14 protein-coding genes and 1 pseudogene are annotated in these 14409 nt (G+C 63.1%); 9 read left to right on the top strand and 6 right to left on the bottom strand.

Translation table 11 applies throughout. From position 1 onward, the window contains the following. Positions 1-151: 151 nt before the first annotated feature. Positions 152-862, top strand: coding sequence for a PAS domain-containing protein (locus ASD52_RS30075; protein WP_025427354.1), 711 nt, complete (start codon positions 152-154; stop codon positions 860-862). Positions 863-1017: 155 nt separating this feature from the next. Here the strand turns inward: ASD52_RS30075 and ASD52_RS30070 are convergent, their stop codons facing one another. After that, on the bottom strand, positions 1018-1503 hold the full coding sequence (locus ASD52_RS30070) for a hemerythrin domain-containing protein (RefSeq protein ID WP_025427353.1): 486 nt from the start codon (positions 1501-1503) through the stop codon (positions 1018-1020). Positions 1504-1718: 215 nt separating this feature from the next. On the opposite strand from ASD52_RS30070, the gene ccoN reads away from it, so the two are divergent. From ccoN to ccoP, 4 genes and pseudogenes are all read left to right on the top strand, one after another. Further along, the gene (ccoN, locus tag ASD52_RS30065) at positions 1719-3341 is read left to right on the top strand and encodes a cytochrome-c oxidase, cbb3-type subunit I (RefSeq protein ID WP_025427352.1); all 1623 of its coding nucleotides are present in this window, start codon (positions 1719-1721) and stop codon (positions 3339-3341) included. A gap of 13 nt (positions 3342-3354) precedes the next feature. Next, entirely contained in the window at positions 3355-4086 is a 732-nt protein-coding gene (gene ccoO / locus ASD52_RS30060; RefSeq protein ID WP_025427351.1) for a cytochrome-c oxidase, cbb3-type subunit II, read from the top strand. A 14-nt stretch (positions 4087-4100) separates the two neighbouring features. Then, positions 4101-4250: pseudogene (locus ASD52_RS40460) on the top strand (cbb3-type cytochrome c oxidase subunit 3); the annotation flags it as partial. Positions 4251-4337: 87 nt separating this feature from the next. Next, positions 4338-5201 (top strand): cytochrome-c oxidase, cbb3-type subunit III, encoded by an 864-nt coding sequence (ccoP, locus tag ASD52_RS30050; protein WP_025427349.1) that lies wholly within the window; start codon positions 4338-4340, stop codon positions 5199-5201. A 139-nt stretch (positions 5202-5340) separates the two neighbouring features. Here ccoP and ASD52_RS30045 read toward each other — a convergent pair whose 3' ends face one another. From ASD52_RS30045 to ASD52_RS30025, 5 genes are all read right to left on the bottom strand, one after another. Next, the gene (locus ASD52_RS30045; protein WP_057214279.1) at positions 5341-6330 is read right to left on the bottom strand and encodes a hypothetical protein; all 990 of its coding nucleotides are present in this window, start codon (positions 6328-6330) and stop codon (positions 5341-5343) included. A gap of 127 nt (positions 6331-6457) precedes the next feature. Next, complete coding sequence (locus tag ASD52_RS30040) at positions 6458-6811, bottom strand: VOC family protein (RefSeq protein WP_025427347.1); 354 nt, start codon at positions 6809-6811, stop codon at positions 6458-6460. Further along, a complete protein-coding gene (locus ASD52_RS30035; RefSeq protein ID WP_025427346.1) occupies positions 6804-7226 on the bottom strand; it encodes a polyketide cyclase in 423 nt (140 codons plus the stop codon). Before ASD52_RS30035 ends, ASD52_RS30040 begins: the two co-directional genes overlap by 8 nt. 79 nt (positions 7227-7305) lie before the next feature. Continuing rightward, positions 7306-8091, bottom strand: coding sequence for a helix-turn-helix domain-containing protein (locus ASD52_RS30030; RefSeq protein WP_057226412.1), 786 nt, complete (start codon positions 8089-8091; stop codon positions 7306-7308). 49 nt (positions 8092-8140) lie between these two features. Further along, a complete protein-coding gene (locus ASD52_RS30025; RefSeq protein WP_057208728.1) occupies positions 8141-9559 on the bottom strand; it encodes a sodium:alanine symporter family protein in 1419 nt (472 codons plus the stop codon). Between the two features lie 187 nt (positions 9560-9746). On the opposite strand from ASD52_RS30025, the gene ccoG reads away from it, so the two are divergent. Genes ccoG through ccoS form a run of 4 tightly spaced genes read left to right on the top strand, consistent with a single transcriptional unit; the run spans position 9747 to position 14255 of the window. After that, positions 9747-11321: a cytochrome c oxidase accessory protein CcoG gene (gene ccoG / locus ASD52_RS30020; protein ID WP_025427343.1), complete on the top strand. Its 1575-nt coding sequence runs from the start codon at positions 9747-9749 to the stop codon at positions 11319-11321. Further along, on the top strand, positions 11318-11815 hold the full coding sequence (locus ASD52_RS30015; RefSeq protein WP_025427342.1) for a FixH family protein: 498 nt from the start codon (positions 11318-11320) through the stop codon (positions 11813-11815). Before ccoG ends, ASD52_RS30015 begins: the two co-directional genes overlap by 4 nt. Further along, positions 11812-14100 (top strand): cation-translocating P-type ATPase, encoded by a 2289-nt coding sequence (locus ASD52_RS30010; RefSeq protein ID WP_025427341.1) that lies wholly within the window; start codon positions 11812-11814, stop codon positions 14098-14100. The genes ASD52_RS30015 and ASD52_RS30010 overlap by 4 nt, the downstream gene beginning before the upstream one ends. Further along, positions 14097-14255 carry a cbb3-type cytochrome oxidase assembly protein CcoS gene (gene ccoS, locus ASD52_RS30005; protein WP_025427340.1) on the top strand — a complete coding sequence of 53 codons (159 nt, stop codon included), beginning with the start codon at positions 14097-14099 and terminating at the stop codon, positions 14253-14255. Before ASD52_RS30010 ends, ccoS begins: the two co-directional genes overlap by 4 nt. The last annotated feature ends 154 nt before the right edge of the window (positions 14256-14409 follow it).

Here is a 14409-nt window from a genome sequence, read left to right as displayed (position 1 = left end):
AGGAATAAAAACATGCAGTAATTCGAAGTGCTACAGCGACCTTTGCGCGTCTAATAAGACGCGCGGCGCTGTAGATCAGCATCTACATCATCAAAGCCTGTCATATAAGTGCATCGGCGCGGCCTCGGCCGTGGGGGATTGGGGTTTCGAATTGAACGCACTGATTGAGCTGTTCTGGTTCAAGTATTCACAACTGCAGTATGCAGTACGTACAGCAGACGAACATCTGATCGGACTTCTGGATCGCGAGCTCGATCCCATCTTGAAGTCGGTCTATGATGAGAAGGCCGTGAGCGTCGAAGATGCCCGCCTTCAGTTCCAGTTTCTGATCGATATTCTGCGCGTCGAGGCCGACGATATTTCCTGCGTGCTGCGCCATTCGCAGCTTTTGCAGTCGCTGATCAATCGCTATTTCGCAGCCACGGGCGCGGTCAACGCTGCCGACTTGCGACTGGAGCGCACGCCGGCTGCACCACACAAGGGGCGGGCGGACGAGGGGCTTCTCAACGAGGCGATTCTCGACAGCTTCCCTGACCGCATCGCCGTGATCACGCCGGATTATCGGTATCTCTATACCAATCCGCTCAACGCCAACCATCTCGAAAGCCGCCCGATGGATCTCATCGGTCGGCATATCGTCGAATTCATTGGCATCCAGCGCTTCGAGCTGCGCGTGAAGAGCTATCTCGATCGCTGTTTTGCGGGCGAGGTGGTCGACTATACCTTCGCCAAGACCGTCGACGCGCGAACCGTCGTGGTGCGCTGCCGGCTGACGCCGTGCATGTCGAGCAACGGCAAGCTCATCGGTGCGATCCTGGTGATCCAGGAGCATGCGGACCGACGCCGCGCCATCGCCGCCTGATCCCTGTCGCCTAGAGCGCCGCGCGTCTTATTGGACGCACAAAGGTCGCTGTAGCACTTTGAATTGCTGCATGTTTCCTTAAATCGAATAGGATTTAAGAAAACATGCAGTTGAGCCGGATACAGAAACGGCGGCCCTTTCGAGCCGCCGTTCGTTCAATTGATGTCCGGGTCGACTGGAAGCAGCGTGCGAAGACATTCCTGCTCGAAGCCGATGTGCCTTCGCAGATTGGTGAAGAAGCCGCGCAGCATGTAGCCGGCTGTCTCCGCATTGACGCTCTCGTCGGCAGCGCCGAGCTTCACCAGCATCTCCGTGAGCTCTTCGGCAAAGCACTCATCTTCGCAATGTTCGTATTTGAGCCGCGCGAGCGTTGCCGCGATCGACGGGTCGTCGCCGAAATTCTGCTCGACCCAGCGAAACACCGCGCTCTCTTCGCCCGAATGCAGTTCGCGTATGAGCGGCTCCAGCATCTTGGCGGCATAGGCGCATTTCTGCCGGTCGATTTCAGCCGGCAGGCTGTCGGCGATTTCCTCCAGGCTGTTGCAGAGCGCAAGCTGTTCCTGATGCGCACGTGCCAGCCAGGCCCGCGGTTCGCCCATCGGGGCAGGGCGCGCTCGCAAACCCGTCCACACCCGGATCATTCCACTATCATTCGTTCTCTTCATGCTGTTCTGACGCCAGCTCCTATGGCGCTCCCTCATTGTTTCCTGAGGGTGAAGCAAGTGGAGGCCCCCGGCCTTGATCTGAATCAAGGTGAGGGTGCCCCGATTCTGACACTTTCCGGCAAGCTGCGCTGGGCATGCCGCCTTTAGGCGTGTGCACGCGTCTGCATCTGGATAAAGTTGGGGACCCAACCATGAAATACACTTTCGAGACGATCCTGCTCGGGGTCGGTGCTTTCCTGGCGCTTCTAGGCGCCGGATTCGCACAGGACCGGCAGTTCGAAGCCCATATGTGGGTGCTGTTCTTCGTGCTGCTCGGCGGCACGATCGTTATGATGCGGCGCCTCGACTTCAGCACGGCGTCAGCAGGCAAGGCGGCCGCACCGCAGTCGGAATATTTCGACGAAGTCGTGAAGTATGGCGTCATCGCCACCGTCTTCTGGGGTGTCGTCGGCTTCCTCGTGGGCGTCGTGGTTGCGCTCCAACTGGGCTTTCCGGATCTCAACATCGAGCCGTGGTTCAACTTCGGTCGCATGCGGCCGCTGCACACCTCGGCGGTGATCTTCGCCTTCGGCGGCAACGCGCTGATCGCGACCTCGTTCTACATCGTCCAGCGCACCAGCCGTGCGCGCCTGTTCGGCGGCAATCTCGCCTGGTTCGTGTTCTGGGGCTACCAGCTCTTCATCGTCCTGGCCGCCACCGGCTATCTGCTGGGGATCACCCAGTCGAAGGAATATGCGGAGCCGGAATGGTATGTCGACCTGTGGCTGACGATCGTCTGGGTCGCCTATCTCGCCGTGTTCCTCGGCACGCTGCTGGTGCGCAAGGAGCCGCATATCTATGTGGCGAACTGGTTCTATCTCGCCTTCATCGTCACCATCGCGATGCTGCACATCGTCAACAACCTGGCGGTTCCGGTGTCGTTCCTGGGCTCCAAGAGCTATTCGGCCTTTGCCGGCGTGCAGGACGCGCTGACGCAATGGTGGTACGGCCACAACGCCGTCGGCTTCTTCCTGACGGCCGGCTTCCTCGGCATGATGTATTACTTCATTCCGAAACAGGCCAACCGCCCCGTCTATTCCTACCGCCTGTCGATCATTCACTTCTGGTCGCTGATCTTCATGTACATCTGGGCCGGTCCGCACCACCTGCACTATACGGCTCTGCCGGACTGGGCGCAGACGCTCGGCATGGTCTTCTCCATCATGCTGTGGATGCCGTCCTGGGGCGGCATGATCAACGGCCTGATGACGCTCTCGGGCGCCTGGGACAAGATCCGCACCGACCCGATCATCCGCATGATGGTCATGGCCGTCGCCTTCTACGGCATGGCGACCTTCGAGGGTCCGATGATGTCGATCAAGACGGTCAACTCGCTCAGTCACTATACCGACTGGACGATCGGCCACGTGCATTCGGGTGCGCTCGGCTGGAACGGACTGATCACCTTCGGCGCCATCTACTACCTCACGCCGAAGCTGTGGAACCGCGAGCGGCTCTATAGCGTGCGCATGGTCAACTGGCACTTCTGGCTCGCCACGCTCGGCATCGTCGTCTACGCCGCTGTCATGTGGGTTGCCGGTATCCAGCAGGGCCTGATGTGGCGCGAATACGACGACCAGGGTTTCCTCGTCTATTCCTTCGCGGAATCGGTCGCGGCCATGCTGCCCTACTACGTGCTGCGTGCGCTGGGCGGTGCCCTGTTCCTCGCCGGCGCTCTGCTCATGGCCTTCAACGTAACAATGACCATCCTCGGCCGCGTGCGTGACGAAGCCCCGATCTTCGGTTCGACGCCCGTGCTCAAGGCTGCGGAATAGGAGGGCAGTACCCATGTCCATTCTCGACAAACACGCCACCCTGGAACGCAACGCAACGCTGCTGCTCGTCGGCTCGCTTCTCGTCGTCTCGATCGGCGGCATCGTTGAAATCGCGCCGCTGTTCTATCTCGAAAACACCATCGAGAAGGTCGAAGGCATGCGGCCCTATTCGCCGCTGGAACTCGCGGGCCGCGACATCTACGTTCGCGAAGGCTGCTACGTCTGTCACAGCCAGATGATCCGGCCGTTCCGCGACGAGGTGGAGCGCTACGGGCACTACTCGCTGGCGGCAGAATCCATGTACGACCATCCGTTCCAGTGGGGATCGAAGCGCACCGGGCCGGATCTCGCCCGCGTCGGCGACCGCTATTCGAACGAGTGGCACGTGCAGCATATGACCGAGCCGCGCTCGGTGGTGCCGGAATCGGTGATGCCGAGCTATGCGTTCCTGAAGTCGACGCCGCTCGACGTGAGGAACGTCGCCGGACAGCTGAAGGCCAACAGGGCCGTCGGCGTGCCCTATTCGGACGAGATGATCGAGAACGCCGCCGCCGACATCAAGGCGCAGGCCGACCCGAATGCGGACACGTCGGGTGTCGAGGCGCGCTATCCCAAGGCCAAGCTCGGCGATTTCGACGGCGATCCGCAGAAGCTGACGGAGATGGACGCGCTCGTCGCCTATCTCCAGATGCTCGGCACGCTGGTCGACTTCTCCACCTACGACGACACCACGGGCTATCGCTAAGGGAGGGCACGGACATGGAAACCTACACGGCCATGCGCCAGTTCGCCGACAGCTGGGCGCTGCTTGCCATGACGCTCTTCTTCCTCGGCGTCGTCGCCTTCATCTTTAGGCCCGGCGCCAAGAAGGCCGCCGATCGGGCCGCAGCCATCCCCTTCGATCACGATGTGATCGAGACTCAGAAATCAGAGCGGAATGCGGGCGGAAAACCGCAAAACACTTTTCCTCATTCCGCTCGTAAGGAGGATTGATCCATGTCGGACAAACATGTCGACGAGATCAGCGGCGTCGAGACAACCGGCCACGAATGGGACGGGATCCGCGAGCTCAACAACCCGATGCCGCGCTGGTGGGTCTATACCTTCTACGCCACCATCGTCTGGGCGATCGGTTACATGATCGTCTATCCGGCCGTGCCGCTGCTAACCGATGCGACCAAGGGCGTGCTCGGCTACTCCAGCCGTGCGGAACTCAGCGTCGAGCTTGCCGATGCCAAGGCGGCGCAGGCCGGCAATCTGGAAAAGATCGCCGCGAGCTCACTCGACCAGATCATCGCCGATCCGCAGCTTCACCAGTTCGCAGTTGCGGCCGGCGCCTCGGCCTTCAAGGTCAACTGCGCCCAGTGCCACGGTTCGGGTGCCGCCGGTTCGGCCGGCTTCCCCAACCTCAACGACGACGACTGGCTGTGGGGCGGCAAACCTGAGGAGATCTACCAGACGGTGGCGCACGGCATCCGCTATACCGGCGACGACGAGACGCGCGTCTCCGAAATGCCGTCCTTTGCCGAGATCCTCAAGCCGGAAGAGATCAAGCAGACCGCCGCCTATGTCGTCAGCCTCACCGGCACGCCTTCGGATGCGGCGCTGGTCGAACCGGGCAAGGCGCTGTTCGAGGCCAATTGCGCCTCGTGCCACGGCGCCGACGCCAAGGGCAATCGCGAGTTCGGCGCGCCGGATCTTGCCGATGCGCTCTGGCTCAATGGCTCAAGCGAGCAGGCAATCGTCGCGCAGATGAAGGCGCCCAAGCACGGCGTCATGCCGGCCTGGCTGCCACGCCTCGGCGACACCACAGTCAAGCAGCTTGCCGTGTTCGTGCATTCGCTCGGCGGCGGCGAGTAGGGGAACGCTCGCGCCCCGAGCTAAGGTTTGCCCCTCACTGTCCTGCCGGACATCTCTCCCCGCCAGCGGGGAGAGAGCCGTTGGGAGCGACGCTTTCGCCGAACATCGGCGTTGATGGGTGCGGTGCCGGCCCGGCTTGCTACCTTCGCCCCGCTGGCGGGGAGAAGGTGCTGGCAGGCGGATGAGGGGCGGTACCAATCGTCAAGTTAAGAAAATGGCCGCGTCGAAAGACGCGGCCTATCTTCATTCCAGCGCAGCGGCGATGGTGGCGCCGACCATGACGCTTGAAAGGGCGGCGCCCAAAAGCAGCGGCGCGTTGACCGGTCGGCGCACGACGGTGCCGAAATTGAACAGGTTCATCGGCAACAGGTGAAAGCCGCCGCCCTCGGGTTTGCTGCGTGGGACATTCGTCGTCGAACCAGATCCAGTCATTGCGCCAGGTCCAGCAGCCCTTGTCGCGATAGACGGCGGCAACCTCCTCGGCGAAGGCCTTATCGGCCGGCAGCCTGATGTAGTTGACCGGCTTGCGGCTAAAATACTGCATCGCCAGCGGCATCGAGCGTTCGGTGCAATAGTTCGACATCCAGAGCTTGAAGCCGATTTCGTCGCGAAGCCGGTCGAGCACGCGAAACACCTGCACATGATCCTCGTGACCGTACTCGCCCCAGGGATTGTGGGTGAAGACGTTCATGTCGGGCTTCAACCGCGGCTGCAGCGTGCGATAGAGCGTTTCGTAGTTTTCACGGTAGGCCTGGGCGATCGGCCGCGTCGAGTGGCGGAAGCTGCCGGGCATCAGTTGCGACAGCGATTTCTTCACCACGCGCTTGGCCTCGCGACGCGTGCCTTCGGTTCCGAACTCCATGCCGTAGGGGCCAGGCTTCGGGCTCGTCCAATCGGCGCAGTCGAAGGAGCCGGTCTCCTCCATCTCGAGGAACCGGACGTTGCCGCGGGGATAGGCCTTGATGGCGGCAACGCGGGCGTCGCCCATCTGCGGCTCCGACCAGATATCGCGATAAAGGATGATGACCTCGTCGACCTTTTTCAGGATCGAGGTGAACCACAGCAGTTCGTCGTCGGGGTGGGCGCCGATGATGACGGAATTCCGCAGAAACTCGTGATCGTCTGACATTGCCCAGCGCCCTTTGCCGCTTCTTGTTTTCGCGCGCAATCTTGGGATGCAAAGATTAAGTCTGGGTAAAATCTGCAGGCGCAGACGCCGGTTGTCCACAGGTGGCGGAAACCGGCGCGAGGGATGGTTATTGCGCCGACCAAACCGCCAGCTCGTAGCCGTCAGGATCGGCGAAGTGGAAGCGCCGGCCGCCGGGGAAGGGGAAGATCGGTTGCAGGATTTTTCCGCCGGCCGCCTCGACCTTCGTCAAGCTCTCTTCCAGATTGTCGGCATAGATGATGATCAGCGGCCCTCCGGCCCGGACTGGCCCTGTCGTGGTGAAGCCGCCGGTCAATCTTCCGTCCTGGAACTCGCAATATTCGGGGCCGTAATCCGTGAAGGTCCAGCCGAAGGCGCCGCCATAGAACGCCTTACTGGCGGCGATGTCGGAGACGTTGAACTCGACATAGTCGATGCGGCGATCGTTGCCCTTGTTACCCATGATGTGTCCTGTCGCTTTCTGATTCCAAGATTGACTTAAGGGCGGCGAGATCCTTCGCCACCCATTCGGCATCGCCGGCGAATTGCTCGTCGCTCATGTCGGCCTGCCGCAGCAGCGTGAACATCACCTCGGCGCCATCGTCGTTCGACACGACGCGCAGGGCGTTGTGCACCTTCACGCCGTTTTCCAGCGTCACCAGATGATCGACGACGCCGAAGGCATTGTCGGGGGCAAAACGCACGCGCGCGTTGCCGAGCGGTCCCGGAGCGACCCATTCTTCCCCGTCGCGCGTCAGGCCGGACGAAAGGCCCGATGCCCAGAGCGGCATGTTTTCAGGCTTGGCCATGAAAACATAGACCTCGTGCCAGTCGCGCTCGATCGAGATGTGGATGATTTTCGCTGCCAGTGTCGTCATGCGTTTCGTCGCCTTGCCATTGCCGTTGCAATCAAGGGGTAGCACCACAGGGCGTCGCCGTCTTGAATGAAACGGCCAGTCAGTTCGCGAGCTGGCGCCGGATTTCGCGCGGCGAGAGCGAGGTCAGCTCCCTGGTCTCGCGCGTCAGGTGGGCTTGGTCGGCGTAGCCGGTATCAAGCGCAAGCGCGCTCAGGCTCGCCTCAACGTCGCTTCGGCAGGTGGCGAGAAAACGCTGCAGGCGGAGGATGCGGTCGAGCGTCTTGGCGCCATAGCCGAAATGTTCGTGGCAGCGGCGGCGCAGCGTGCGCTCGCTGGTTCCTGTCGTCTGCGCCAGCAGCCGGATCGGGTTGTCAGACATCGGTTGCCTCTGGCGCAACTCAGCCAGGCAAGCGGCGATGTCGGCAGGCGGGGCTGCGACCGCCGCCAGCCTTTTCTCAACCGCGTGAGCAAGCATCGCGGCACGCGCTGCTGCGCTACCGGCCTCAGTCATCCGCGCATGGAGTTCATCGGCGGCGGCACCCCAGAAGGCATCGAGCGGCACGACCGTACCGGTCAGCTCGCAAAGCGGCGTGCGCAGCCAGGAGGCGGCAATACCGGCCCGAAAGCGCAGGCCGACCACGGTCTCGCCGGGGCCGATGACCGGAAAGGCTGCGACCCTGTCTGGGCCGGCAACAGCCAGACCCCGGCTCGACCAGATGATATCGACGCAGCCATCGGGAACGACAGCCATGGGCGAGGGCGGGCCCTCGGGCATGGTATGGCTCCAAAGGCACTCCACATGGCCCGCAAGCGAGGCAGGCGCCGAGCGCTCGCGGTAGATGCCGCAGCGCTTGGCAAGCGTCAGTGGCCGCCAGGTACCATGCATGCCTTGCCCTCCGAGGTCTCCCGCTTCCGGTTACCTGTCTCTTGCCGCCCTAATCGCGCGACCAGATCTTGCCGTCGATCTGCCCTTGCAGTTCCGGGTAGTCGGCGGCGTGGAAGACCGGCTCGACACCCTGCTTGCGCTGGGCGAAATAGTCCTTCGTCAGCTTGGCAATGGTACCCGACAGGAGCAGGATGGCAATCAGGTTGATCGTCGCCATCAGGCCCATCGAGGCGTCGGCGGCGTCGAACACGGTGGCGATGCTCTCATAGGCGCCCCAGACGACCATGGCGAGAACGGCGCATCGCATGAGGGTGATGCCGAGACGGTTGGCGCCGCCGAGATAGGTCAGCGCGTTCTCCGCGTAGGAATAGTTGCCGATGATCGAGGTGAAGGCGAAGAAGAAGATCGCAATGGCGATGAAATAGCTGCCCGCCCAGCCGATATGGACGTTCATGGCGGCCTGGGTCAGTTGCGTGCCGGTGATGCCGGAGCCGGGCTCCAGCGTGCCGGACAAGAGGATCATCACCGATGTCGCGGTGCAGATCAGGATCGTGTCGATGAAGACGCCGAGCGATTGTACGAACCCTTGCGAGGCCGGGTGATGCGGAACCGGGGTGGCGACGGCTGCGATATTCGGGGCGGAGCCCATGCCGGCTTCGTTGGAGAACAGGCCGCGCTTGACGCCGTTGAGCATGGCGGCAGCGACCCCGCCGGTGATGCCGCCTGCCGCTTCCTGCAGGCCGAAGGCGCTGGAAATGATGGTCCAGAGCACCGTTGGCACCAGCGAGGCGTTGGCGATCAGCACATAGATCGCCATCAGCAGATAGGCGACGGCCATGAACGGCACGACGATTTCGGCAACGCGCGCAATCTGGCGGATACCGCCGAAGATGACGATGCCCGAGAGCGCTGCAACGGCGATGCCGACCACGATCTTCGGAATGCCGAAGGCGCCCTGTACGGCATCGGCGATCGAATTGGCCTGAACCGCATTGAAGACGAGACCGAAGGAAAGGATGAGGCAGACGGAGAAGATCGTTGCCGCCCACGGCGCATTGAGGCCACGGGCGATGTAGAAGGCCGGACCGCCGCGATACTGGCCGTTTTCGTTCTTGACCTTGTAGAGCTGGGCCAGCGCGCTTTCCGCATAGGCCGTCGCCATGCCGACGAGCGCGACCATCCACATCCAGAAGGTGGCGCCCGGTCCGCCGAGATAGAGCGCAACGGCAACGCCGGCGAGATTGCCGGTGCCGACGCGCGAGGCAAGGCTCACGGTCAGCGCCTGGAACGGACTGATGCCCGCCGCATCCTTCGACCCGCCGCTGCTCAACACACGAAACATCTCGCCGAAATGCACGATCTGAGGAAAGCCAAGCCGGATGGTGAAGAAGATGCCGACGGCGAGCAGGCCATAAATGAGCACATAGCCCCAGAAGATCGTGTTCAAAAAGCCGATGATCGTGTCCATGCGGTCCTCGTAGGTTTGGCGGGATGTCGTGGTGTGGCAATTGCCATCAAGTCGCGCGGCATGAAGCCCGGACGTTTCGACGCATGCGGCCGCTTTAGCCCGCAAACTTGACACAGATCAACGTTTCCGGCCGCCAGATCGGGCAAAACAGCGTTCAATACGCGATATATTCGGGGATATCCCACAGATGCAGCCTCAATCCGCCACAAACGCCCCCATCGTCGAACGCCACGAGGCCGAGGCGGTCAACGCGGCGCATGTGCGCAAGCCGCTTTACGAAAAGCGCAAGAAGATCTTCCCGAAGCGCGCCGAGGGACGATTCCGCCAGTTCAAGTGGCTGGTGATGCTGGTCACGCTCGGCATCTACTATCTGACGCCGTGGATCCGCTGGGACCGCGGCGAGCATGCGCCCGACCAGGCGGTGCTTGTCGATATCGCCGCCCGTCGCTTCTATTTCTTCTTCATCGAGATCTGGCCGCAGGAATTCTTCTTCGTGGCCGGGCTTCTCGTGATGGCGGGTTTCGGCCTCTTCCTGGTCACGTCAGCCGTCGGGCGCGCCTGGTGCGGCTACACCTGTCCTCAGACCGTCTGGGTCGACCTGTTCCTTGTCGTCGAGCGCTACATTGAAGGCGACCGCAACGCGCGCATGAAGCTCGATGCCGGACCATGGACAGCGGCCAAGATCGTCAAGCGGGTGACGAAACATTCGATCTGGATTCTGATCGGCATTGCCACCGGCGGCGCCTGGATCTTCTATTTTGCCGACGCGCCGGCCTTGCTGAAGAGCTTCGTCTCGCTCGAGGCGCCGACGATCGCCTATATGACCGTCGCGATTCTCACCGCCACGACCTATGTGTTCGGCGGGCTGATGCGGGAGCAGGTCTGCACCTATATGTGCCCGTGGCCGCGCATCCAGGCGGCGATGCTCGACGAAAACTCGCTGGTCGTCACCTATAACGACTGGCGTGGCGAACCGCGCTCGCGCCACCAGAAGAAGGCGGCAGCCGCGGGCGAGAGCGTCGGCGACTGCGTCGATTGCAATGCCTGCGTCGTCGTCTGTCCGATGGGCATCGACATCCGCGACGGCCAGCAGCTCGAATGCATCACCTGCGCGCTCTGCATCGACGCCTGCGATAACGTCATGGACAAGCTTGGGCGCGAGCGCGGGCTGATCGCCTATGCGACGCTGAGCGATTATGCCTCCAACATGGCGCTTGCCACCGACGGCGGCACGACGGCGATCGACCCGGGCCGGGTGCGTGACGCCGACGGCACCTTCGTCGACAAGGTCAGGCATTTCAACTGGAAGATCGTCTTCCGGCCGCGCGTGCTTGTGTATCTCGGCGTCTGGACGCTGGTTGGTATCGGCCTGCTCTATGCGCTCCTGGCGCGCGATCGGCTGGAGCTCAACGTGCTGCACGATCGCAACCCGCAATTCGTGCTCGAATCGGATGGATCGGTGCGCAACGGCTACATGGTCAAGCTCTTGAACATGATCCCCGAACAGCGCACGATCACACTCACCATCGACGGCATGCCGTCAGCGATGATGCGCATTGCCGGCCAGGCACCGGGCGACGGCCGCAGCTTTGCCGTCGGCGTCGATCCGGACAAGGTGACGGCGCTGAAAGTGTTCGTGACGCTGCCGAAGGATAAACTCGGCGAAGCGGAAGACGGCTTCAGCCTGATTGCAGAAGACCCGTCGAGCCATGAGCGCGACGAATACCAGGCCAACTTCAACCAACCGGGAGCCGCGAAATGACCGCTGACCAAGGCAGGCAACCCCGTGTCTTCACCGGATGGCACATGCTCGGCGTGATGGTGCTGTTCTTCGGCACCATCATCACCGTCAACCTGATCATGGCCTGGAACGCCAGCCACAGCTGGAGCGGGCTCGTCGTCCAGAACACCTATGTCGCCAGCCAGCAGTTCAACGGCAAGGTGAAGGAGGCGCGCGCCTTTGCAGCGAGCGGCCTCGACGGCAAGCTCAGCCTGGAGCCGGGCGCGGTGCGCTACACGCTGACGCGACAAGGCAAGGCTGAAACGTCGGCCGACAAGGTCGTTGCCGTGTTCAAGCGTCCGGTCGAGGAGCATGAGGACGTGCAGATCGAGATGGCGCATCAGGGCAACGGCGTCTTCGTTGCCGCAACCGACCTTAAGCGCGGACAATGGATTGCCGATATCACCGCGACGTCGGGCGACAAGGTCGTCTATCGCCAGGCCATTCGCTTCATCGCGCCGGGAGAGCGTCCATGAGTTGCTGCGCTGCCGGCGCCGAAACCGCGCTGGAGATCGACAGGAGTGCGCAAGGCCTGCCGAGTTCGGAAGAGCTGTGGCTGACCAGCCGCACGCTCGGCAGTGGCCTTCGCCAGACCGACCTCAGCGTGCCCGGCATCCACTGCGGCGCCTGCATCACGACGATCGAGGCTGCCCTGAAGAGCCGGCCGGAGGTGGAGCGCGCCCGCGTCAACCTGTCCTCGCGCCGGGTCTCAGTCGTCTGGAAGGAAGAGGTCGCGGGGCAGCGCAGCGATCCGCGCGAACTGGCGCGCGCGATCCGCGAGCGCGGCTACGAAACGCATCTGTTTGCACCCGGCGAGGAAGAGGGCGACACGCTGTTGAAGCAGCTGGTCCGCGCCGTTGCCGTCGCCGGCTTTGCCTCGACCAACATCATGCTGCTCTCGGTCTCGGTCTGGTCGGGCGCCGAGGCGGCAACGCGCGATCTCTTCCATTGGATTTCGGCGCTGATCGCCGCGCCGACGCTGATCTATGCCGGCCGGTTCTTCTATGCCTCCGCCTGGAATGCGCTGAAGCACGGCCGCACGAACATGGACGTGCCGATCGCCCTGGCGATCACGCTCTCCTACGGCATCTCGCTTTATGAGACGATCACTCACGGCACCCATGCCTGGTTCGACGGCACGGTGATGCTTCTGTTCTTCCTGCTTATCGGCCGCACGCTCGACCACATGATGCGCGGCCGCGCCCGCTCGGCGATCAGCAGCCTGGCGCGCCTGTCGCCGCGCGGGGCGATGGTCATCGATGCCGACGGCAGCCGCGAATACCGTCCGGTGGACGAGATCAAGCCGGGCGAACGGCTGGCGATTGCGGCCGGCGAGCGTATTCCTGTCGATGGCCGGATTCTCGTCGGCTCGAGCGACCTGGACCGCTCGATCGTCAACGGCGAAAGCGCACCCGCGCCGGTGCATATTGGCGACACGGTCGAGGCCGGCACGCTCAACCTGACGGGACCGCTGACGATCGAGGCGACGGCTGCTGCCCGCGACTCGCTGCTCGCGGAAATCATGGGCCTGATGGAGGCGGCCGAAGGGGGCAGGGCGCGTTATCGCCGCATCGCCGATCGGGCAGCGCAATATTATTCGCCAGCGGTTCACCTGTTGGCCTTCCTGAGCTTTATCGGCTGGATGTTCGTCGACGGCGATTTCCATCACGCCATGCTGGTGGCCGTTGCTGTGCTGATCATCACCTGCCCATGCGCCCTTGGCCTGGCGGTGCCGGTGGTGCAGGTCATTGCCGCAGGCCGGCTCTTCCAGAACGGCGTCATGGTAAAGGACGGATCGGCCATGGAGCGGCTGGCCGAGATCGACACGGTGCTGTTCGACAAGACCGGCACGCTGACCGCCGGGGAACCGCGCCTGACCAACGGGGCCGAGATCAAGCCGGCGGTGCTGGCGACCGCTGCCGGCCTTGCCGTGCATTCGCGCCACCCGCTGGCCATGGCCATCCACGATGCGGCTGCGATCGCGCCGGTTCTCTCCGGCGATATCCGTGAAATCCCGGGCGCGGGCATCGAGGCACAGACGACCGACGGCATCTATCGTCTCGGCAGCCGCGCCTTTGCCTGTGGCGACGCCGGTGAGGCGAGCGGCCAGTCGGAGGTCATCCTCTCGCTCGACGGACGCGAGCTTGCCTGCTTCCGCTTTGAAGACCGGCTGCGGCCACAGGCGCGCGAAAGCGTCGACAAGCTGACACGCATGGGCTTTGCAACCGGCATTCTCTCGGGCGACCGCGAGCCGGTCGTGGCAGCGCTTGCCCGCAGGCTCGGCATCATCCGCTGGCGTTCCGAACTGTCGCCGCGCGGCAAGGTCGACGAATGCGCGGCTGCGGCCGAAGGCGGTCATCGCGTGCTGATGGTCGGCGACGGTATCAATGATGCGCCGGCGCTGCGTGCAGCCCACGTCTCGATGGCGCCGGCAACGGCTGCCGACGTCGGCCGGCAGGCTGCCGATTTCGTCTTCCTGCACCAGGGCCTCGACGCCGTGCCGATGGCGATCGACACCTCGCGCCGGGCAGGCCGGCTGATCCGCCAGAACTTCGCGCTGGCGATCGGCTACAACGTCATCGCCGTCCCGATCGCCATCATGGGCTACGCGACGCCGTTGATTGCAGCCATCGCCATGTCGACATCGTCGATCATCGTCGTTGCCAACGCTTTGCGGCTGCGCGCGAAGGTGGCGAAGTCTGCCGCAGCGATCGAGCGACAGGCGCCGACGACGCTGGGCGCGATCGGAAGCGCCTCATGAACACGCTGATCTATCTCATTCCGATCGCATTGTTCTTAGGGGGACTCGGTCTCGTCGCCTTCCTCTGGGCGCTGAAGAGCGGCCAGTACGAAGACCTCGACGGCGCCTCCTGGCGCGTGCTCGACGATGGCGACGGCAAGCCCGAAAAGGAGTGATTTTCTCAAGAATCGCTTGTCGTTAATCGATTTGAATGCCAAAACAGCCTCCGCCGTCGCATCTCGCGTCCGCCCCTTTCCCGAGGGGCAATGCGAGCGCGCGAAGTTTAATTCGAGGGGCCGGCTCCCACGCGTTTATCCTGATCGCGTCCGG

This window comes from Ensifer sp. Root142 (assembly GCF_001426785.1).
Lineage (GTDB): Bacteria > Pseudomonadota > Alphaproteobacteria > Rhizobiales > Rhizobiaceae > Ensifer > Ensifer canadensis.
The sequence above is the reverse complement of the archived record's forward strand: the minus strand, read 5'-3'. Positions and strand labels throughout refer to the sequence as shown.

What these genes read in the sequence shown, in the direction of transcription:
- ASD52_RS30070 (WP_025427353.1), bottom strand. Translation starts at nt 1,503, where the DNA reads ATGATCCGGGTGTGGACGGGTTTGCGAGCGCGCCCTGCCCCGATGGGC.
- ccoN (WP_025427352.1), top strand. Translation starts at nt 1,719, where the DNA reads ATGAAATACACTTTCGAGACGATCCTGCTCGGGGTCGGTGCTTTCCTG.
- ccoO (WP_025427351.1), top strand. Translation starts at nt 3,355, where the DNA reads ATGTCCATTCTCGACAAACACGCCACCCTGGAACGCAACGCAACGCTG.
- ccoP (WP_025427349.1), top strand. Translation starts at nt 4,338, where the DNA reads ATGTCGGACAAACATGTCGACGAGATCAGCGGCGTCGAGACAACCGGC.
- ASD52_RS30045 (WP_057214279.1), bottom strand. Translation starts at nt 6,330, where the DNA reads ATGTCAGACGATCACGAGTTTCTGCGGAATTCCGTCATCATCGGCGCC.
- ASD52_RS30040 (WP_025427347.1), bottom strand. Translation starts at nt 6,811, where the DNA reads ATGGGTAACAAGGGCAACGATCGCCGCATCGACTATGTCGAGTTCAAC.
- ASD52_RS30035 (WP_025427346.1), bottom strand. Translation starts at nt 7,226, where the DNA reads ATGACGACACTGGCAGCGAAAATCATCCACATCTCGATCGAGCGCGAC.
- ASD52_RS30030 (WP_057226412.1), bottom strand. Translation starts at nt 8,091, where the DNA reads ATGCATGGTACCTGGCGGCCACTGACGCTTGCCAAGCGCTGCGGCATC.
- ASD52_RS30025 (WP_057208728.1), bottom strand. Translation starts at nt 9,559, where the DNA reads ATGGACACGATCATCGGCTTTTTGAACACGATCTTCTGGGGCTATGTG.
- ccoG (WP_025427343.1), top strand. Translation starts at nt 9,747, where the DNA reads ATGCAGCCTCAATCCGCCACAAACGCCCCCATCGTCGAACGCCACGAG.
- ASD52_RS30015 (WP_025427342.1), top strand. Translation starts at nt 11,318, where the DNA reads ATGACCGCTGACCAAGGCAGGCAACCCCGTGTCTTCACCGGATGGCAC.
- ASD52_RS30010 (WP_025427341.1), top strand. Translation starts at nt 11,812, where the DNA reads ATGAGTTGCTGCGCTGCCGGCGCCGAAACCGCGCTGGAGATCGACAGG.
- ccoS (WP_025427340.1), top strand. Translation starts at nt 14,097, where the DNA reads ATGAACACGCTGATCTATCTCATTCCGATCGCATTGTTCTTAGGGGGA.